Origin of the sequence: Atlantibacter hermannii, from assembly GCF_009907385.1 — a bacterium.
GTDB lineage: Bacteria > Pseudomonadota > Gammaproteobacteria > Enterobacterales > Enterobacteriaceae > Atlantibacter > Atlantibacter hermannii_A.
The window spans coordinates 102047-120134 of record NZ_JAAATR010000056.1 but is presented as its reverse complement, the minus strand read 5'-3'; the positions used below and the strand labels follow the sequence as shown (position 1 = coordinate 120134).

Annotated in this window: 19 protein-coding genes and 1 tRNA gene; 8 read left to right on the top strand and 12 right to left on the bottom strand. The window is 55.3% G+C overall.

What is annotated here, in order from left to right:
- Nucleotides 1-15: 15 nt before the first annotated feature.
- Together GV764_RS15350 and GV764_RS15340 are read left to right on the top strand one after the other, a co-directional pair.
- On the top strand, nucleotides 16-579 hold the full coding sequence (locus GV764_RS15350) for an inclusion body family protein (RefSeq protein ID WP_161660887.1): 564 nt from the start codon (nucleotides 16-18) through the stop codon (nucleotides 577-579).
- Nucleotides 580-1166: 587 nt separating this feature from the next.
- On the top strand, nucleotides 1167-1358 hold the full coding sequence (locus tag GV764_RS15340) for a hypothetical protein (protein ID WP_161660886.1): 192 nt from the start codon (nucleotides 1167-1169) through the stop codon (nucleotides 1356-1358).
- Between the two features lie 536 nt (nucleotides 1359-1894).
- Here GV764_RS15340 and GV764_RS15335 read toward each other — a convergent pair.
- Both GV764_RS15335 and GV764_RS15330 read right to left on the bottom strand, forming a co-directional pair.
- Nucleotides 1895-1970 (bottom strand) — tRNA-Phe (locus GV764_RS15335).
- A gap of 104 nt (nucleotides 1971-2074) precedes the next feature.
- The gene (locus GV764_RS15330) at nucleotides 2075-2785 is read right to left on the bottom strand and encodes a DUF554 domain-containing protein (protein ID WP_161660885.1); all 711 of its coding nucleotides are present in this window, start codon (nucleotides 2783-2785) and stop codon (nucleotides 2075-2077) included.
- 523 nt (nucleotides 2786-3308) lie between these two features.
- Between GV764_RS15330 and GV764_RS15325 the strand changes: the two genes are divergently transcribed.
- On the top strand, nucleotides 3309-5444 hold the full coding sequence (locus tag GV764_RS15325; protein ID WP_161660884.1) for an ornithine decarboxylase: 2136 nt from the start codon (nucleotides 3309-3311) through the stop codon (nucleotides 5442-5444).
- Between the two features lie 46 nt (nucleotides 5445-5490).
- Here GV764_RS15325 and GV764_RS15320 read toward each other — a convergent pair whose 3' ends face one another.
- The 4 genes from GV764_RS15320 to mutY all read right to left on the bottom strand — a co-directional run bounded on the left by GV764_RS15320 (nucleotide 5491) and on the right by mutY (nucleotide 9498).
- The gene (locus GV764_RS15320) at nucleotides 5491-6747 is read right to left on the bottom strand and encodes a nucleoside permease (protein WP_161660883.1); all 1257 of its coding nucleotides are present in this window, start codon (nucleotides 6745-6747) and stop codon (nucleotides 5491-5493) included.
- A 252-nt stretch (nucleotides 6748-6999) separates the two neighbouring features.
- Nucleotides 7000-8076 (bottom strand): membrane-bound lytic murein transglycosylase MltC, encoded by a 1077-nt coding sequence (gene mltC, locus GV764_RS15315; protein ID WP_161660907.1) that lies wholly within the window; start codon nucleotides 8074-8076, stop codon nucleotides 7000-7002.
- Nucleotides 8077-8134: 58 nt separating this feature from the next.
- Complete coding sequence (locus GV764_RS15310; protein ID WP_002436827.1) at nucleotides 8135-8410, bottom strand: oxidative damage protection protein; 276 nt, start codon at nucleotides 8408-8410, stop codon at nucleotides 8135-8137.
- Nucleotides 8411-8412: 2 nt separating this feature from the next.
- Entirely contained in the window at nucleotides 8413-9498 is a 1086-nt protein-coding gene (gene mutY, locus GV764_RS15305) for an A/G-specific adenine glycosylase (RefSeq protein ID WP_161660882.1), read from the bottom strand.
- A 150-nt stretch (nucleotides 9499-9648) separates the two neighbouring features.
- Here mutY and trmB point away from each other — a divergent pair, with 150 nt between their 5' ends.
- Genes trmB through mutT form a run of 4 tightly spaced genes read left to right on the top strand, consistent with a single transcriptional unit; the run spans nucleotide 9649 to nucleotide 11879 of the window.
- The gene (trmB, locus tag GV764_RS15300) at nucleotides 9649-10368 is read left to right on the top strand and encodes a tRNA (guanosine(46)-N7)-methyltransferase TrmB (RefSeq protein WP_161660881.1); all 720 of its coding nucleotides are present in this window, start codon (nucleotides 9649-9651) and stop codon (nucleotides 10366-10368) included.
- Nucleotides 10368-10694 carry a YggL family protein gene (locus GV764_RS15295; protein ID WP_161660880.1) on the top strand — a complete coding sequence of 109 codons (327 nt, stop codon included), beginning with the start codon at nucleotides 10368-10370 and terminating at the stop codon, nucleotides 10692-10694. The genes trmB and GV764_RS15295 overlap by 1 nt, the downstream gene beginning before the upstream one ends.
- Before the next feature lie 54 nt (nucleotides 10695-10748).
- Complete coding sequence (locus GV764_RS15290) at nucleotides 10749-11465, top strand: YggN family protein (protein ID WP_161660879.1); 717 nt, start codon at nucleotides 10749-10751, stop codon at nucleotides 11463-11465.
- Nucleotides 11466-11477: 12 nt separating this feature from the next.
- The gene (gene mutT / locus GV764_RS15285) at nucleotides 11478-11879 is read left to right on the top strand and encodes an 8-oxo-dGTP diphosphatase MutT (RefSeq protein WP_161660878.1); all 402 of its coding nucleotides are present in this window, start codon (nucleotides 11478-11480) and stop codon (nucleotides 11877-11879) included.
- A gap of 62 nt (nucleotides 11880-11941) precedes the next feature.
- Here the strand turns inward: mutT and yacG are convergent, their stop codons facing one another.
- Genes yacG through coaE form a run of 3 tightly spaced genes read right to left on the bottom strand, consistent with a single transcriptional unit; the run spans nucleotide 11942 to nucleotide 13509 of the window.
- A complete protein-coding gene (gene yacG, locus GV764_RS15280; protein ID WP_161660877.1) occupies nucleotides 11942-12136 on the bottom strand; it encodes a DNA gyrase inhibitor YacG in 195 nt (64 codons plus the stop codon).
- A 9-nt stretch (nucleotides 12137-12145) separates the two neighbouring features.
- Nucleotides 12146-12889, bottom strand: coding sequence for a cell division protein ZapD (gene zapD / locus GV764_RS15275; RefSeq protein ID WP_161660876.1), 744 nt, complete (start codon nucleotides 12887-12889; stop codon nucleotides 12146-12148).
- Nucleotides 12889-13509 (bottom strand): dephospho-CoA kinase, encoded by a 621-nt coding sequence (coaE, locus tag GV764_RS15270; protein ID WP_161660875.1) that lies wholly within the window; start codon nucleotides 13507-13509, stop codon nucleotides 12889-12891. Before coaE ends, zapD begins: the two co-directional genes overlap by 1 nt.
- Nucleotides 13510-13899: 390 nt before the next feature.
- On the opposite strand from coaE, the gene GV764_RS15265 reads away from it, so the two are divergent.
- Complete coding sequence (locus GV764_RS15265; protein WP_161660874.1) at nucleotides 13900-14943, top strand: GMP reductase; 1044 nt, start codon at nucleotides 13900-13902, stop codon at nucleotides 14941-14943.
- Between the two features lie 57 nt (nucleotides 14944-15000).
- On the opposite strand, the gene hofC is transcribed toward GV764_RS15265, so the two are convergent.
- The 3 genes from hofC to ppdD are packed head-to-tail and all read right to left on the bottom strand — an operon-like array spanning nucleotide 15001 to nucleotide 18013.
- Nucleotides 15001-16203, bottom strand: coding sequence for a protein transport protein HofC (gene hofC / locus GV764_RS15260; protein ID WP_161660873.1), 1203 nt, complete (start codon nucleotides 16201-16203; stop codon nucleotides 15001-15003).
- Complete coding sequence (gspE, locus tag GV764_RS15255) at nucleotides 16196-17566, bottom strand: type II secretion system protein GspE (RefSeq protein ID WP_161660872.1); 1371 nt, start codon at nucleotides 17564-17566, stop codon at nucleotides 16196-16198. The genes hofC and gspE overlap by 8 nt, the downstream gene beginning before the upstream one ends.
- Before the next feature lie 9 nt (nucleotides 17567-17575).
- Nucleotides 17576-18013, bottom strand: a complete 438-nt coding sequence (gene ppdD / locus GV764_RS15250) for a prepilin peptidase-dependent pilin (RefSeq protein ID WP_161660871.1) — start codon at nucleotides 18011-18013, stop codon at nucleotides 17576-17578.
- Between the last annotated feature and the right edge of the window lie 75 nt (nucleotides 18014-18088).

Sequence of the window (18088 nt, the reverse complement as noted above, 5' to 3'; positions counted from 1 at the left end):
ATAAAGGAAATAAAAATGGACACTGAAGATAAAAGCATTGATAATGCAAGTAATATGTTTATTTATGTGCATGCATTAATTGATACTGATCGTATCAGAAGTAAATATTCGGCATTAAGTCAGGATAAAAACAATCCAACCTGGATTAATGATGCAAGTTTGATCCAATTGACTGTATCAGAATGTCGCGGAGTTATTTCTGGTCAAGGGACTGCGAATCTAAAATTTAAAGCTAATGTTAACGACTCAGTCGCGTTTACAGGTATGTCTGTATATGCCAACTCGGATGATGCGGCTATTATATATAAAATTGAACATGTCAGTGGGGAACAGGTATTTAATCCGTTTCGGCAAAATATCTTTGTCCGAAAGGAGGCAGTTATCCCTGATGTCAATTCCGCTGACGGTTTGCCAGCGAAATATAAGGAAGTGACATTTAGCCAATTTAGTTCCTCTATTTCTAAATCTGGTTCAGAAAATTTCACTATTAATTTTGCTATTTATAAACTTGATGCAATGGGGCAACGGCAAGTATTGGTTGGTTATGGCCGTCTTGACCCAACTATCGTTGTCAATTAATTACTTTTCCAGGCTATATTTGATTATGACCTATAGCCTGGATTTTTTATATACTATTGCAAATAGATCTCCAGAAATGGAATCTACGATTAAGGATAAATGTAATGGCACAGGAAACCAGCGCCTTATGGGTAGCGGGTTCCTTTTTCATTATTGAGGAACTGACCATGATGACAGACCAGACAGGTGACGCATTTTCTGTTGAAGATTGATGTGAGCAGGCAAAACTTGAAGGTGACTTGCTGGTCGTGGCCGCATTTGAACGTCTGGATATCGGCACACAGCCAGATGAAGCTAACGTCACGGAGAATCAATGGGCGATTGCCAGTCTGGTCCGAACTTTTGCCGGGGATGTACGGGCGATTTGCCGCGCTATACGCACCCTTCATGCAAAGCTCTTTTCGGTGAGGTTGTTGAGCTTGCGAGAACGGTATGTCCGGGAGCCCGGGATTATTTTTTCAGGGTGGGACTGAATGAATCGTTAGGTATGGCTGCGATGGGCCGGCTGATGAAGCAATATCTGGAATCAGAGGATGGCAAGGGGAGAGCGGTATATTTAACGGCCGTAGAAATGCGCTGCGCCCGGCATGGTTCTGGCTGACGATAATGATGTGTTTGGCTATACCGCAATCCGGCAAAATCAGCTTCTGCACATCCGGCTGGGTGGCCTCAATTTTAAAGAACGGTGGATTGCTCTTAATATTGAGGGGCAAAAAATCATCGGGGATACCGCGTTCCGATTGTTTCAGCGTTTTATCCTTCGCTGGAACATCGAGTAAAAAAGGACACCCAGGCAGGAATGGAACCCGAAAATCAGTTGTTCAATGTGGGATGGTTCGATCGGGTACGAAAGAGTAAATACCCGGACGTCCTTAGCGAATTTCCACTGCGAGCGTTCTTCAGGCGTCTTTCAGGGGAATGTAAATTCCCGATCTCCCGGCATCGCCTCCGGCATACAGTTGCAACACATATGATGAAATCGCCGGAATGTAATCTGTATATAGTGAAGAAACTGCTGGAGCATCACGTCAACGCTGGAATACATGGATGAGAATGTTGACAGCCTGCGGAATATACTGGAAACGGAGTTCATGTAGCGGCCTGATGAATATGGCGCGGGCACAATTTGACATTGGTAATGGGCGAACTGTAAATATCACGCACGAAAAAAAACAGACCTGCTACAGCAGGTCTGTTTCTCAAGAGCCTGTATCCAATCTGCATGTGCCACACTGCACATAGTTGACTTCAAAAGGCTTATCTTCGTGTCCGTCAGGATTACATCATGTAAAGCTGACCAACCGGTACTGAATAGTGGTGCCCGGACTCGGAATCGAACCAAGGACACGGGGATTTTCAATCCCCTGCTCTACCGACTGAGCTATCCGGGCAACGGGGCGCATTAAACCCGATTCACCGTACCGCGTCAACGAAATTTCCGCCGATTGCGTTCAGATGCGCATTAAGCCGCCAGGTTGACGACAATCCCACCACTTTATCCGCCAAAGAAGTGCGTCCACAGCGCGGATAAGGGCATGCTGATAATCAGCGCAGGCAGCATATTTACCACCGGGAACATCTTGATGCCGCAAATTCGCAGCCCGGTTGCCAGCAGCAGTACGCCGCCGACGGCGGTGAAGTCGGCCATCATGGCGGGTGTGGTGAGCGGCAGAATAATCGCCGCGCACCAGGCAAGAATTAACTGGATTGCCACCAGCGGAAACGCGATAAACGCCACCGCCACGCCAAGCGTGGTGGCGAAAATCATCGCGGTAAAGAAATCGAGAAAAGATTTGGCGATCAGAATGGTCGGATCGCCAGTCATGCCTTCTTGCATCGCGCCGAACACGCCGGTGCCGCTGGCGCAAAACAGGATCAGAATGGCGACGAAGTTCTGGATAAACGCGTCATGGCCGCCATTTTTACCCCCCTTGTCGAGCAGTGAACGCGCTTTGCCTGCGGCGGCGTTAATGCCGCGCTCCATATAGCACAGCTCGCCGATAATGGTGCCGAGCAGGGTAGAGAGCACCATCACCGGCAGGTTGGCGCATTTAACGATCAGCAATACGCCAATGCCAAGGGAAGCCAGGCCGAAAATCGACGGCATCGTCACCCGCAGCCGCTCCGGTAATTTCGAACCCAGCAGCGCACCCAGCATTCCGCCAATCAGTACGGCGGTGCCATTGATAAAAGGACCCGTAACCATGTGTTCTCCCGATGCGTCTTTCCGCGCTAAAAACCGTCCTGTTCTCTGGGCGGTTAATGCGTTTTCATGCGTTAATTGTGCGTGTTAATGTATTGTGCCTGTGGCTAACTGCATTGCGCTGCCTGATAATATCAATAATTTGTCTGAATAATCTTTGCCGAATTATGCAGTTTATCGATTGCGCCTTGCGCGGCCCGGGCAAAGCTGCCATGATTGCGCGAATTTTCCGCTTCCCTGACACGAGGCTTGTATGATGAGGTCGTTTTCCACGCCTGTCACTTACAGACTGCGTTCTGCCGCGCAGCCGCTCGCCCGTGCTCTCCGTTGGTTATTGCCTACTACACTCACCATGCGGTGAGGTCAACGCACGCTCACTCCAGGACATCAGTAAGACCAGATGCATTCTGTTTTTACTGATGTCAGGCGGTCGGAGCTGTTTCCAGTTTCACCAAAGACGCCATACCGGGATGAACTCCCTGTGCTTGCCTGTTGGCACTTACTCCCTTTAAGGCTTTTGTTGCTTATGAAATCGTTAAAAATCGCAGCCAGTCACGACATTGCCGGCGCGCTCTCCACTCATCGCGAGGTGGTGACGCTGGATAATACTGACTTTACCGATGTCGCCGCCGTGGTGCTGACCGTTGCCGATACCCGCAGCGGCATTCTGGCGCTGCTGAAACGCAGCGGATTTAATTTGCCGGTGTTCGCGCTGAGCGAAACGCCGCTGGCGCTGGACGCGATTACCGGCGTGATTGACGGCAAAGCCCAGTCATTCCTTGAGCTGGAAGCCGCCGCCACGCGCTATGAAGAAAACCTGCTGCCGCCGTTTTTCGATACCCTGTATCAGTACGTCGAAATGCAAAACAGCACCTTCGCCTGCCCGGGGCATCAGCACGGCGAGTTCTTTAAAAAGCATCCGGCAGGGCGTCAGTTTTACGATTTCTTTGGCGAGAACGTGTTTCGCGCCGATATGTGCAATGCCGATGTGAAGCTGGGCGATTTACTGATCCATGAAGGCTCGGCCAAACACGCGCAGAAGTTCGCGGCTAAAGTGTTTAACGCCGATAAAACCTATTTCGTGCTCAACGGCACCTCCGCCGCCAATAAAGTGGTGACCAACGCGCTGCTGACTCGTGGCGATCTGGTGCTGTTCGACCGCAACAACCATAAATCCAACCATCACGGCGCGCTAATTCAGGCGGGTGCCACGCCCGTGTATCTGGAAGCGGCGCGCAATCCGTTCGGCTTTATCGGCGGGATTGACGAGCACTGCTTCGACGAGGCGTATCTGCGCGAGTTAATCCGCGAAGCGGCGCCGGCGCGCGCCGATGAACCGCGTCCGTTCCGCCTGGCGGTGATCCAGCTAGGCACTTACGACGGCACCATCTATAACGCCCGGCAGGTGATCGATAAAATCGGCCATCTGTGCGACTACATCCTGTTTGACTCCGCCTGGGTCGGTTACGAGCAGTTTATTCCGATGATGGCCGACTGCTCGCCGCTGCTGCTGGATCTGAACGAAAACGATCCGGGGATTTTTGTCACGCAGTCGGTACACAAGCAACAGGCCGGTTTTTCCCAAACCTCGCAAATCCACAAAAAGGATAATCACCTGCGCGGCCAGGCGCGGTTTTGCCCGCACAAACGCCTGAACAATGCGTTTATGCTGCATGCCTCCACCAGCCCGTTTTATCCGCTGTTTGCCGCGCTGGACGTCAACGCCAAGATCCATGAAGGCGAGAGCGGTCGCCGCCTGTGGGCCGAGTGCGTGGAGGTGGGTATTGAGGCCCGTAAAGCTATTCTCAGCCAGTGCGCGATGATAAAACCCTTTGTGCCGCCGCTGGTGGAGGGTAAACCGTGGCAGGAATATCCTACTGCGCAGATTGCCAGCGAGCGCCGCTTCTTCAGCTTTATCCCCGGTGAGCGTTGGCACGGTTTTGACGGCTATGCCGATGAGCAATATTTTGTCGATCCCTGCAAGCTGCTGCTCACCACGCCGGGTATCGACGCGCAAACCGGCGAGTATGCTGAATTCGGCGTACCGGCTACCATTCTGGCGAACTACCTGCGCGAAAACGGTCTGGTGCCGGAAAAAGCCGATCTCAACTCGATCCTGTTCCTGCTGACCCCGGCGGAAAACCCGCAGAAGATGGCCCATCTGGTGGCGCTGCTGGCGCAGTTCGAGCGCCACATCGAGCAGGATTCGCCGCTGTCAGAGGTGCTACCGACCATCTGGCAAAAATATTCGCTACGCTACAAGGGCTATACGCTGCGCCAGCTGTGCCAGGAAATGCACGACCTGTACGTCAGCTTTAACGTCAAAGATCTGCAAAAAGCGATGTTCCGCAAAGCCGAACTGCCGCAGGTGGTGATGAATCCGCAGGACGCCAACCGTGAGTTTATCCGTGGCAACGTGGAACTGGTACGCATCAGCGAAGCCGCAGGGCGCATCGCGGCGGAGGGGGCGCTGCCCTATCCGCCAGGCGTACTGTGCGTAGTGCCGGGCGAAGTATGGGGCGGGGCGGTGCAGCGTTACTTCCTGGCGCTGGAAGAGGGCGTGAATTTGCTGCCAGGTTTCTCGCCGGAACTTCAGGGCGTGTACAGCGAAACCGATGCTGACGGGATTAAACGGCTCTACGGAAATGTGCTGAAAGGCTAAAAAAATGCCGACCCTGTGGTCGGCATTTTCATTTTCAGGTGGGCTGTCAGGCGCTGTGCGGAACGCCTGCAACCGGCGCTTTCACGTGTTTGTACTTGAACAGCACCACGAATGCGAAGGCCAGAACCAGCGAGTAGCCCGCGAAGATCAGCCACACGGTTTGCCAGTCGGTAATACCGTTCAGGGTGTAGTGCTCAACCACTTTACCGCTTACCACGCCGCCGAGGATACAGCCGAAGCCGTTGGTCATCATCAGGAACATGCCCTGGGCGCTGGCGCGGATGGCCGGTTTTACTTCCTGTTCAACAAACATCGAACCGGAGACGTTAAAGAAGTCGAAGGCGCAGCCGTAAACGATCATCGACAGAACCAGCAGCACGGTGCCCATCGGGCTCGGGTCGCCGTAGGCGAACAGGCCGAAGCGCAGCATCCAGGCGATGATACTGATCAGCATGACTTTCTTGATGCCGTAACGGCTCAGGAAGAACGGAATGGTCAGGATGAACACGGTTTCGGAAATCTGCGAAATCGACATCAGCACCGAGGCGTGTTGCACAATAAAGCTGCCAGAGAACAGCGGATCCTGATCGAAGCTGTGCAGGAAGGTGTTGCCAAACATATTGGTAATTTGCAGTTCCGCGCCCAGCAGCATGGAGAAGATAAAGAAGATCGCCATGCGCTTGTTTTTCAACAGCGCGAACGCGTCCAGGCCCAGCATGGTCGACCAGCTCTGGTTTTTCTGCTGGTTAGACACCGGCACGTGCGGCAGGGTCAGGGTAAACAGCACCAGCACCAGAGAGAGCGCCCCGCCGATATACAGCTGCATATGGCTCAGTTCGTAGCCGGAGAAGCTCACCGCCCACATTGCCAGAATAAAACCGATGGTGCCCCAGATACGGATAGGCGGGAAGTCGGTAACGATATCGCGCCCGGCCTGCTGCAAACGGTAGTAGGAGATGGTGTTAACCAGGCCCAGCGTCGGCATATAGGCCAACGAGTTAATGAGGATCACCACAAACATCTCGGTGGGCGTGGTGACATTGGCCGCCATAAACAGCGTCGCAGCGCCGACCAGATGACAGAATGCGTACACCCATTTCGCGCTGATCCACTTGTCCGCCACGATCCCCAGCAGCGTCGGCATAAACACCGCCGCGATCCCGAGTGAGCTGTACACCGCGCCAATAGACGCGCCGTCGAACTTCAGGGTAACGAACATGTAGGAGCCGAGCGTGGTCAGCCAGCTTCCCCACAAGCAGAACTGCAGAAACGAGAGCACTTTCAGCTGCAGCTTATAATTCATGTTATTTTCCTCACACGAGAAACCGAAATTATGTTGAATTAAAAACATTGAAGGTTGTGAATTGCGCGGATTTTAGCATTGCAGCCACTATGCTTTTTGTTAGCTACGACATAATTCTGCAAAAAAATCCGGCTTGCAGATGCGAAATGTGATGGAGGTAATAGTTTCGAATGAAGAAATGCCACTTCAAGCCAGGCGTGACAAAAAAATATCCCTCACGGTGGATGTGAGGGATATAACATTTAACGAAAGTTACTGACGACGATAGCTCTTTTGCGCCGTGTCCACTTTATATAAATAACGCCGTGATTCAGCGGACGGATGCCGCGTCGTCAGGGTTTCATACACATCCCCCGGCTGCATGCTGTTAATAATCGTGGCCGCCTTGATTTTGTCGTTAGAGAACACCCGCAGCACGCTGCCCGCCCCACCGTTATAGGCGGTGATCACCGCGTATCGGCGTGAGGTTGGATTCTGAATACCGCCGAGATAGACATTATTCAGCATCGCCAGATAGGCGGTGCCGGTGTCGATATTGCTTTGCGGATCGAACAGGTAGCTGCGGCTCGGCGTGCCCGATTTACCCTGTGAGCGGAACACGTCTTTACCTGCGGTATGCTGCACCACCTGCATCAGGCCCAGCGCGTCGGAACGGCTGACCGCATAGGGGTTAAACGAGGATTCGGTCTGCATAATCGCCAGGATCAGCGACTCATCCACTCCATATTTACGCGATGCCTGGCGCACCATCCCCACATACTTATGGGCACGCTTATCAAGGTGGTTCGGCACCAGATTAATGGTGATGCTGTAGATCACGCGCAGACCGTTACTGCGGCTCTTCATGCGGGTTTGCAGCAGGTAGTCGGCAAAACGCGCCGCGCGCCACTGCCAGCGGATAGGCTCACCGGTATTATCCACTACCTGCCCATACAGGAACGGCTGTTTGGAAATGGGTATGTCGTTCACATCGGAATAGAGGTCGATAGAACCCGGATCGTCACCCATCAGCAGGGTGGTGATAATCGCCTGACGCAAGCGGGCAGCGGGATCGGTGCCCGCGATGGTCTCGACCGTGATGGTCCCCTGGTCAAAGTTGATGTGGCTGCGGGTCTGGTAGCCGTCGGTGTACTTAACGTAATCTTTCGGCCCGGCGATCAGGACTTCGTTAAATCCCCAGATGTTCTCAATGTTATGGGCGAACTGCCCCATCAGGATGTCAAAACCGTTGGTATCTTTTTCCAGTTCCGGATTATAGGTTTCCGTTTTTTTACTGGAGCACGAGATGAGTAACGGCGCAATCAAAGCCAGCGCGAGTAATTTTTTCATCATTAAGGGAGTGCGTTGTGTTATTGAAATTGTGTTGTCAAAAAAGGGCCAAAGGCCCTTATTGTTGTTCTGGCGGCGTATAGCCTTCAATGTGCACGTCTTTCCCTTCGAACAGGAAGTTAACCATTTCCTGCTCCAGCAGCTTGCGGTGCTCCGGGTTCATCATGTTGAGTTTCTTTTCGTTAATCAGCATGGTTTGCTTGGTTTGCCACAGCTTCCAGGCCTCTTTGGAAATCTCGTTATAGATGCGCTTGCCCAGATCGCCCGGATAGAGTTGGAAATCCTGGCCTTCGGCGTCGCGCTGCAGGTAGGTACAAAAAATCGTTCTGCTCATCGTTAGTCCTCACTATCGTGGCGAAGGGGTTGTGTCACAACCGGCTCCGCATGTAATTGTTGCAACAAACGCTCAACCGGGGCGGCAAGCCCAACGGAGGGCGGCTGTGCCAGGTTATACCAGAGTGCGCTCTCTTCCTCCACGCAAGACGCCTGCGAGGACACAGAAAGCCACATGGGTACGATATCCAGGTGGAAGTGGCTGAAAGTATGGCGGAACGCGTTAAGCTGCGTCAGAGTATCGGCCTTAATGTTACGTTTCGCCAGCCAGTCGCGCAGGCTCTGCTCGCTGTCAAACTGCGGGAAACAAAACAGTCCGCCCCAGAGTCCAACCGGCGGGCGCTGGGTCAGGCGTACGGTGTCGCCCTGCTGCATCAGCAGAAAATAGCCGACCTTTTCTGGCAGCACCTGCTTCGGTTTTTTACCCGGATAACGGGCCCAGCTTTGCGTGGCATAAGCCACGCAGCCGACCTGGAGCGGGCAAATCTCGCACTTCGGGCGCGAGCGGGTGCAAACCATCGCGCCTAAATCCATCATCGCCTGATTGAAGCGCTCCACGCCTTTGGCAGGGGTAACGGCTTCGCTCAGCGACCAGAGTTTTTTCTCTACCTCTTTCTTGCCCGGCCAGCCTTCCACGGCGTAGCAGCGCGCCAGCACGCGCTTGACGTTGCCATCAAGGATAGGAAAGTGTTGGCCCAGCGACAGTGAGAGGATTGCGCCTGCGGTGGAGCGGCCCACGCCGGGCAGCGCAGCTACGTCATCAAAGGTTTGTGGGAACACGCCGCCGTGCTGTTCGGCGACCCTTTTCGCCGCTTTATGCAGGTTGCGGGCGCGGGCGTAGTAACCGAGCCCGGTCCATAAATGCAGCACTTCGTCCAGCGGCGCGTTGGCCAGATCGGTGACGTCAGGGAAGCGCGCCATAAAGCGGGTGAAATAGGGAATAACCGTGGCGACTTGCGTTTGTTGCAGCATCACTTCGGACAGCCATACTTTGTAAGGCGTTTTTTCGATCTGCCAGGGGAGGGTCTTACGCCCATATTTGTCGTACCAGTCGAGCACCTGGCGAGAAAATTGCTGCGCTTGCATCATGAACGCGTGGCATCCGGCTTAGAGTTTCAGGGCCCAGATTGCAGCACAGAGCGAAAAGGCTGTAAACCGGAACTTTCCTGTGCTTGCATCCCGGGACTATCTTTGGATAATGCCGGTTTGCTTTTCCATTCACTGACACAGATTGAAACCATGAATAACGACGTCATTTCACCGGAATTTGATGAAAGCGGCCGCCCGCTGCGCCGCATCCGCAGCTTTGTCCGCCGTCAGGGGCGCCTGACCAAAGGCCAACAGCACGCGCTGGATAACTACTGGCCGGTGATGGGCGTTGAGTTCACTCCCGCACCGCTCGACTTTACCGCGCTGTTTGGCCGCACTGCGCCGGTTACCCTGGAAATTGGCTTTGGCATGGGCGCCTCGCTGGTGGCGATGGCAAAAGCCAATCCGCATCAGGATTTCCTGGGCATCGAAGTACACTCACCTGGCGTGGGCGCATGCCTGAGCCTGGCGCATGAAGAGGGCGTGGAAAACCTGCGCGTGATGTGCCACGACGCGGTCGAAGTGCTGCAAACCATGATCCCGGATAATTCCCTGAACATGGTGCAACTGTTCTTCCCGGATCCGTGGCATAAAGCGCGCCATAACAAGCGGCGCATTGTTCAGGGCCCGTTTGCGGAGCTGGTGAAGAGCAAATTAACGCTCGGCGGCGTGTTCCATATGGCGACCGACTGGGAACCTTATGCCGAACATATGCTCGAAGTGATGTCGTCTGTAGAAGGTTATCAGAACCAGTCAGAAAACAACGACTATGTACCGCGCCCGGAATCGCGTCCGGTAACCAAATTTGAACAGCGTGGCCATCGTCTTGGTCACGGCGTATGGGACTTAATGTTCGAGAGGGTGAAATAATGGCAAAGAACCGCAGCCGTCGTTTGCGTAAAAAGATGCATATCGATGAGTTTCAGGAGTTGGGATTCTCGGTAGCCTGGCGTTTCCCGGAAGGCACCAGCGAAGAGGTGGTGGATAAAACCGTTGATGATCTGATCAACGAAGTGATCGAGCCAAACGGCCTGGCCTTTGACGGCAGTGGTTATCTCGCCTGGGAAGGCCTGATCTGCAAGCAGGAAATCGGTAAGTGCACCGAAGAAGATCAGGCGCGGGTACGCAAGTGGCTTGAAGATCGTAAGCTTGAAGAGATCCGCTTAAGCGATCTGTTCGATGTGTGGTGGGATTGAGTTAATTGATAACGGGCCGATTTATTGGCCCGTTTTGCTTTATAGGGAGTCGATATGATGCGTAAAGTGCTTCTGGGCGCATTGCTGGTCACGGCGATGCAGGCTCAGGCCGAATACAAATGCAGCGTCACACCGCGTGACGATGTGGTGCTCAACCCGCAAACCGTGCAGGTGGTTGGCGAAAACGGCAACCTGGTGATTGGCCCCGACGGCAGCGTACAGTTTAACGGCCAGCAGAAAAACCTGACCGCCGCGCAGCGTCAGCAGGCGCTGAACTATCAGAAAGCCTTACGGACCGATTTACCCTGGATCCAGCAGGGCGCGTTAAGCCGCGTAGAAAAAGGACGCGTGGCGCTGGACCGGGTAATTACTCAGGAAGTCGGCGCAAGCAGCAATATGCGTAACCGTCTGACCAGCCTTGATGCCCAGCTTAAAGCGCAGATGAACCGCATTATCGAACAGCGCAGCGACGGGCTGACGTTCCACTATAAGGCCATTGACCAGGTGCGTGCCGACGGTCAGCAGCTGGTAAACCAGGCGATGGGCGGCATCCTGCAGGACAGCATCAACGAAATGGGCGCCAAAGCGGTGCTGAAGGGCGGCGGGAATCCGTTGCAGGGCGTGCTGGGCAGCCTGGGCGGGTTGCAGACGGCAATCCAGAATGAGTGGAAAACCCAGGAGCAGGACTTTCAGCAGTTTGGTCGTGATGTGTGCCAGCGCGTGATTTCCCTGGAAGATCAGCGCACGAAGCTGGTCACCAGCCTGAAATAAAGCGATCTGAATATGAAAACACTACAGATTGCCGTGGGTATTATCCGCAACGCCGATAACGCGATTTTTATTACCCGTCGTGCCGCTGATGCTCACATGGCGAATAAATGGGAGTTTCCCGGCGGTAAGATTGAAGCGGGCGAAACCCCGGAGCAGGCGCTGATCCGCGAACTACAGGAAGAGGTCGGTATCGCCGCCGAACAGCCGTCACTTTACGAAACGCTGGAATACGCCTTCCCGGACCGGCATATCACGCTGTGGTTTTACCTGGTTGAAGCGTGGCAAGGGGAACCCTGGGGGAAAGAGGGGCAGCCCGGGGAATGGGTTGCATCCAGCGCGCTGGATGCGGCGGCGTTTCCACCCGCCAATGAGCCCGTGGTGGCGCGTCTGATTGCGGATGCCCGCGCGCGTTAAGTGACCCGCGTCATACGAAACACAACCGGGGCGGTATTACTCCATACCACCCCGGTTTTTTATTAGCGATCCTGCTCGCTCCAGTCGTCGCTGTCGTTTAAATCGCTCTGGCTGGGGATGCGTTTTTCTTCCGCCGCCCACTCGCCTAAATCAATCAACTGACAGCGCTTTGAGCAAAACGGGCGAAACGGGCTGGTTTCATTCCAGATAACCGGTTTTCCGCAGGTCGGGCAGTTTACCGTGGTGGTTTCCGTCATGTTGCCTCCTTAACAACAGGCCAGTTCAAAATCCAGACGCTCAGGCACGCGGCCATTTTCGCTGTCAATCGGCATAAAGCGGATGGCAAAGCGGCTCTTATGCCCGGAAATCTGCGGATACAGTTCGTCGCTCATATTCAGTTTCAGGCGCAGGAGATCCGCATCGTCGCCGTTATCCTGGAAAAAGCCGTTCAGACTGGTCTGTTTGCGGAACGGCGCGGAGTGGCGAATGAGATCGAGCACTTTTTCCAGCGCGAAACGCAGCGGATCAAGGCTGCTGAACCAGCGGCTGACCTGGGCGTCGCGCGCTTCCTGTGGCATATGCAGCCAGAAATGCAGGCTCGGTAAATCAAAACTACAGCAACCGCCGGGGATGCTAAGGCGCTGGCGCACCAGGCCGATCAGGCGATCTTCACGCAGCGCCTGGCCGAGACGTGGTGCGGCCATCAGTACCACGCTGTGTTCTTTCAGCTCCTTGCGCAGCGCCTGAATGCGATCGTTATCCACGCCCGGCACTTCGGCCCAGTTTTGTAATTTGCGTTGTTGGCGTTCCAGTTCTTTCAGCATTTCGGTACGGACATCGCCGCGCTCAAACACATCCATCAATTCGCCGGTATTGCGAAAAAAATGCAGGGCTGAAGCATGATCGGTCACGGTCAGGCGTGACATCACCTGCTGAATAAGAAACTCAATACGCAGCCAGGTGCGCATTTTTTCATTCAGCGGATGTTCAAAGAGTATGTGGTTGTGCATTACTGATTTTCCTGTTGCACGGCTTGTGCGGCCAGTTGCAAATAGCGTTGATGCAAGCGCTTCACCTCGGCATCAACGGCGTCTGGCCTACCGCTATTGTCTATTACGTCATCGGCGACGGCTAAGCGCGCTTCGCGACTTACCTGGGCGGCGATGATCTGTTCGGCATGCGTACGTGACACATTATCACGTTGCATAGTGCGTATTATCTGAGTTTCAGGATCGACATCGACCACCAGCACCCGGTCGGCTTTTTTATGCAGCTGGTTTTCCACCAATAGCGGAACCACCCACAGCACGTAGTCGGATGCAGCGCGCGCCATTTGATCCTGGGTTTCCTGATGGATCAGCGGGTGTAATAAGGCGTTGAGCCAGGCTTTTTCCTGGGGATCAGCAAAAATACGTTCGCGGAGTTCCCGGCGATTCAGCGTGCCGTCGGGCAGCAGCATCGCCTGGCCAAAATGCTGGACGATGGATTTCAACGCGGGTTTTTCGGGTTCAACGACATGTCGGGCAATGATATCGGCATCAATAACGGTAATCCCCAGTTGCGCGAACTTGTTGGCTACGGTGGTTTTCCCACTCCCGATGCCGCCCGTTATCGCTACTGTGTAAACCATAAACCAATCCCGATTATTGAATTAACAAGTTATCGCCTGTCTTTTCATGGCCTTGCAAAAGGCCCGCGAAATATGAAAAAAATCTTGTTCATCTGAGGGCGATTTCTGCCTGGCGGCAGATAAATTTATAGGATTGTAGCGTAAAAAAGAGCGTTTTCGCAGTCTTGCGGCGCCACAATTAGTGCGTATGATAGCGTCACTGGAGTTGGTAGTTGTACCGCCGCTTATACTCGTCGTCTTTTAAGTCGCAGGCGCGTTGACCGCGCACCCCTCATCCCAGTCACGTGCTTCTGTAAGCTCCCGGGGTTTCGAGGGCTTGCCGCCTTCCTGCCACTTGAAATCCATCGAGTAATATTTACGTGTTCATCGCCATTTACCAGGAATTCGCTCATGCGTATTGAAGAAGATCTGAAGTTAGGTTTTAAAGACGTTCTTATCCGCCCTAAACGCTCTACCCTCAAAAGCCGTTCCGATGTCGAACTGGCCCGTGAATTCACCTTCAAGCACTCTGGTATCCAATGGTCTGGCGTACCTGTTATTGCCGCTAATATGGACACAGTCGGCACCTTCGGTATGGCGAAAGCTCTGGCCGGGTTCGATATTCTGACAGCGGTGCATAAGCATTACTCCGTTGAAGAGTGGCAACAGTTTATCGAGAGTGTGGATGCCAACGTGCTGAAGCATGCCATCGTTTCTACCGGCACCTCCGATGCCGATTTTGAAAAAACCAAACAGATCCTGGCGCTCAACCCGGGCCTGAATTTCGTCTGCATCGACGTGGCGAACGGTTATTCCGAGCACTTCGTCCAGTTTGTGACCAAAGCGCGTGAAGCCTGGCCGAACAAAGTGATCATCGCAGGTAACGTAGTGACCGGCGAGATGTGTGAAGAGCTGATCCTCTCCGGCGCGGATATCGTCAAGGTCGGCATCGGCCCAGGCTCCGTGTGTACCACCCGCGTGAAAACCGGCGTGGGCTATCCGCAGCTGTCCGCCGTAATTGAATGCGCTGACGCGGCCCACGGCCTGGGCGGCCAGATCATCAGCGACGGTGGCTGCACCACGCCGGGCGATGTTGCCAAAGCCTTCGGCGGCGGCGCGGACTTCGTGATGCTCGGCGGGATGCTGGCGGGCCACGACGAAAGCGGCGGCACCGTCGTGGAAGAGAACAGCGAAAAATTCATGCTGTTCTACGGTATGAGCTCGGAATCCGCCATGAACCGTCACGTGGGCGGCGTTGCCAAATACCGTGCCGCAGAAGGCAAAACCGTGAAGCTGCCGCTGCGTGGTCCGGTAGAAAACACTGCCCTCGACATCCTGGGCGGCCTGCGCTCAGCCTGCACCTATGTGGGCGCGTCACGCCTGAAAGAGCTGACCAAACGCACCACCTTTATTCGCGTTCAGGAACAAGAGAACCGCGTGTTCAACAGCCTGTAACTGGCTGGTTTAGCACGGCAAAGAGCAGAGGGGCGACCTTCTGCTTTTTTTATGCCGCTAGCCTGCGCCGCTCATGGCGTCTCCCATCTGGAATACCGGTAAATACATGGCTATCACCAGCGTGCCGACGATCAGCCCAATCACTATCATCATCAGCGGTTCCAGCGTGGAAGAGAGGGAGTCGGCCCGCTCATGGGTTTGCCCGGTATGCCAGTGCGCCAGCCGCGCCAGCATCAAATCCATCGACCCGGTTTCTTCAGCGGTATAAATCAGTTGTCGGCACAGCGGCGTAAAACCCTTTTCCTCTTCCAGCGTCTTCCAGAACGGCACGCCATCGGCGATTTTCAGCATGATACGCTCCAGCATCTGTCGCCAGAACGGCGACGTGAGCGTTTGCACCACCGCCTCCAGCCCCTGCAACAGCGGCAAGCCCGCCTGTTGGGTCATGGCGAGGATGGTATAAATCTGGCTCAAGCGCTGCCCGCGTACCAGTTCGCCCACCAGCGGCAGGCGCAGCAGCAGGTTTTGTTCCTGCCACTGCCAGTGTGGGTTACGGCGCCAGCGCAGGATAATGATGATCAGCGCGGCTGTTAGCAGCGCCAGCCAGTGCCCGCTACCGGTGATAAACGCAGAGAACGCCATCACGCCCTGGGTTAACGCCGGTAGCGGGGCGTTAAAGGCGCGATAAATCGCGGCGAATTCCGGCAGCACGAACCCCGCCATGCCGACAGTGACCAGCAGCGCCATCGCAAAGATAATGCCCGGATAGCGTAGCGCTTTGACCACCTTCTTTCTCAGCGCCTGTTGTTCCTCTTGTTGAACCGCCAGGCGCTGGCAGCACTCGTCGAGCTTGCCGGTAATTTCCCCGGTGCGGATCAGGGCAATAAACAGCGGCGGAAACACCCTGGGCCACGCCTTCAGCGCGTCGGAAAACGGCACGCCCTGGATCACCTGTTGAGCCAGATCCTGTAACAGCGCCTGCCACTGCGCGCGGGAATGCTGTTCCGCCAGCATCGCCAGCCCCTGGGGCAGGGCGATACCCGCCTGCAACAGGGTCGCCAACTGGCGAATAAAGTGGATTTTATAGGTCAGGTTCCAGTACTGGCGAGCAACGGTCTGGCGCTTTACCTTCAGGGGCCAGATATGTTGTTGATACAGCTGCTGAAGCGCCGTTGCGCGATCTGCCGCCCACAACAACCCGCCGCAGGGCGCGCCCCCATCGTCCAGACCGCTCCACTGCCATAAGCGGCGCTCATTCATGGGGCATCCCCAGCACTCGGTAAACCTCCTGTAGCGTGGTCAGCCCCTGTTCCACCGCCTCCAGTCCATGTTCAAACAGCGTCACCATGCCCAGTTCGCGCGCCTGCTGTTCAATCTGCTGCGCCGGTGCGCCATCAACGATCGCCTGGCGTAACCCCGGTTCCAGTGTCAGCACTTCGAACAGCGCCACGCGTCCGTAAAAGCCGGAATAGCACTGGGCACAGCCTTTCGCTTCCCATGCAGAGAGCGGGCTTGACCAGAAGGCGCTCGGCAGGGCTGCGGGCTGCGCTAAACGCACCCGGCAGTGCGGACACAACCTGCGCACCAGCCGCTGGGCGATAATGATTTCCAGCGCCGAGGCCAGCATCCAGCGCGCAATGCCCATTTGCTCCAGCCGCGTAATGGTCTCTACCGTGGAGTTGGTGTGCAGCGTTGATAACACCAGATGGCCGGTTTGCGCGGCTTTGATGGCGATTTCGGCGGTTTCGCCATCGCGGATTTCGCCCACCATGACCACGTCCGGGTCCTGACGCAGCAGGGCGCGCAGTACGTTCTGGAAGTTAAGCCCCGCTTTGGTATTGACCTGGGTCTGGTTCAGACCGGAAAGCGGAATTTCGATGGGGTCTTCCACGCTGCACAGATTGATCTCCGGGCTATTTAACGCACCCAGCGCGCTATACAGGGTAATCGTCTTGCCGCTCCCCGTCGGGCCGGTCACCAGAATCAGGCCTTGCGGCGCGCTGATGGCGCGGTAAAAATCAGCCTGCTGGACCGGCAGCATGCCCAGCGACTCGACGGCCAGCGGACGATCGTTTTGCTCAAGCAGCCGCAGCACCGCCTTTTCACCGCTCCGGCAGGGCAGGGTGGAGAGGCGAAAAGAGACCGGTTTCCCCTGAAGCGGCACCGAGAACTGCCCGTCCTGCGGCAGCCTGCGTTCGGCGATATCCAGCTCGCCCAGCACTTTAAGCCGCGCCATCACCGCCTGGGCCAGCTCTGTTGGCAGGGTGGCAAAAGGGTGCAACACGCCGTCAACCCGCAGCCGTACCCGCCACTGGGCGTCGCCGGGCTCAATATGAATATCGGAGGCGCGTCGCTTGAGCGCGTGCAGCAGAGTTTCATCAAGCCAGGCGACGGCGGACGTATTGTCGTCTGGTAACGCGGGCTGCGCCTGCTGCTGGTGTTTTTCCAGCTGTTCGGCGCTCCAGCACTCAATTTTGATCTGCCGCTGCGTGGCAAAGCGCAAAGCATCCAGCAGCTCTACGCTCGGCCCTTCGCTGAGGGCGATACGCACCTCAGCGTCAGTGAGATCCAGCAGTTGGGCATGATGGCGCTTGCACAGCGCCAGTAGGAATTCACGATCCATGGCGCATCCTTATTCGGCGTTAAAGCGAAAAGTTTCTTCGCAAGCCTGTTTCAGCGCGCCGTCGCTTCCGCTGTCGCAGCTGCGCTGCCAGCCGCTGACGCCTTCGCTGTTGCTCCAGACGGGCGTCAGCGTGACGGTCAGCCCGTTGAGGCTCTCCTGGCCGGTTAACGTAACTTTGCCCGCCGCGATGCTCATGGCGGAAACGTAGCGCGTGGTTTTGGGTGAAGGAATGCCTTTGCTGCCGGCATCGCAACTGCTGAGGCCGCCGCCTTCTGTGGCGCACAGCTCCACGGCGGTCCGGTACGGCACAAAGGTTTGCAGCATGTCTGTCAGCGCGGCTTTGCGCAGGTAGTTCTGGTAGGCGGGAATACCGATGGCGCTGAGAATGGCGATGATGCCTATCACTACCATCAGTTCAATCAGGGTAAAACCGTGTTGTCTGTTCATAACGCGCTCCTTGATGTGGGGACGCCACTGTCGCAGAGCGCGAACACGCAAACGAGTGAGAAATTACCGCTTTTG

Coding starts and splice junctions, on each gene's coding strand:
- mutY (WP_161660882.1), bottom strand. CDS start 9,498: ATGATGCAAGCGCAGCAATTTTCTCGCCAGGTGCTCGACTGGTACGAC.
- GV764_RS15320 (WP_161660883.1), bottom strand. CDS start 6,747: ATGAATTATAAGCTGCAGCTGAAAGTGCTCTCGTTTCTGCAGTTCTGC.
- ppdD (WP_161660871.1), bottom strand. CDS start 18,013: ATGAACAGACAACACGGTTTTACCCTGATTGAACTGATGGTAGTGATA.
- GV764_RS15350 (WP_161660887.1), top strand. CDS start 16: ATGGACACTGAAGATAAAAGCATTGATAATGCAAGTAATATGTTTATT.
- yacG (WP_161660877.1), bottom strand. CDS start 12,136: ATGACGGAAACCACCACGGTAAACTGCCCGACCTGCGGAAAACCGGTT.
- GV764_RS15325 (WP_161660884.1), top strand. CDS start 3,309: ATGAAATCGTTAAAAATCGCAGCCAGTCACGACATTGCCGGCGCGCTC.
- hofC (WP_161660873.1), bottom strand. CDS start 16,203: ATGAATGAGCGCCGCTTATGGCAGTGGAGCGGTCTGGACGATGGGGGC.
- GV764_RS15295 (WP_161660880.1), top strand. CDS start 10,368: ATGGCAAAGAACCGCAGCCGTCGTTTGCGTAAAAAGATGCATATCGAT.
- coaE (WP_161660875.1), bottom strand. CDS start 13,509: ATGGTTTACACAGTAGCGATAACGGGCGGCATCGGGAGTGGGAAAACC.
- GV764_RS15310 (WP_002436827.1), bottom strand. CDS start 8,410: ATGAGCAGAACGATTTTTTGTACCTACCTGCAGCGCGACGCCGAAGGC.
- mltC (WP_161660907.1), bottom strand. CDS start 8,076: ATGAAAAAATTACTCGCGCTGGCTTTGATTGCGCCGTTACTCATCTCG.
- GV764_RS15290 (WP_161660879.1), top strand. CDS start 10,749: ATGATGCGTAAAGTGCTTCTGGGCGCATTGCTGGTCACGGCGATGCAG.
- GV764_RS15340 (WP_161660886.1), top strand. CDS start 1,167: ATGGTTCTGGCTGACGATAATGATGTGTTTGGCTATACCGCAATCCGG.
- GV764_RS15265 (WP_161660874.1), top strand. CDS start 13,900: ATGCGTATTGAAGAAGATCTGAAGTTAGGTTTTAAAGACGTTCTTATC.
- GV764_RS15330 (WP_161660885.1), bottom strand. CDS start 2,785: ATGGTTACGGGTCCTTTTATCAATGGCACCGCCGTACTGATTGGCGGA.
- zapD (WP_161660876.1), bottom strand. CDS start 12,889: ATGCACAACCACATACTCTTTGAACATCCGCTGAATGAAAAAATGCGC.
- trmB (WP_161660881.1), top strand. CDS start 9,649: ATGAATAACGACGTCATTTCACCGGAATTTGATGAAAGCGGCCGCCCG.
- gspE (WP_161660872.1), bottom strand. CDS start 17,566: ATGGATCGTGAATTCCTACTGGCGCTGTGCAAGCGCCATCATGCCCAA.
- mutT (WP_161660878.1), top strand. CDS start 11,478: ATGAAAACACTACAGATTGCCGTGGGTATTATCCGCAACGCCGATAAC.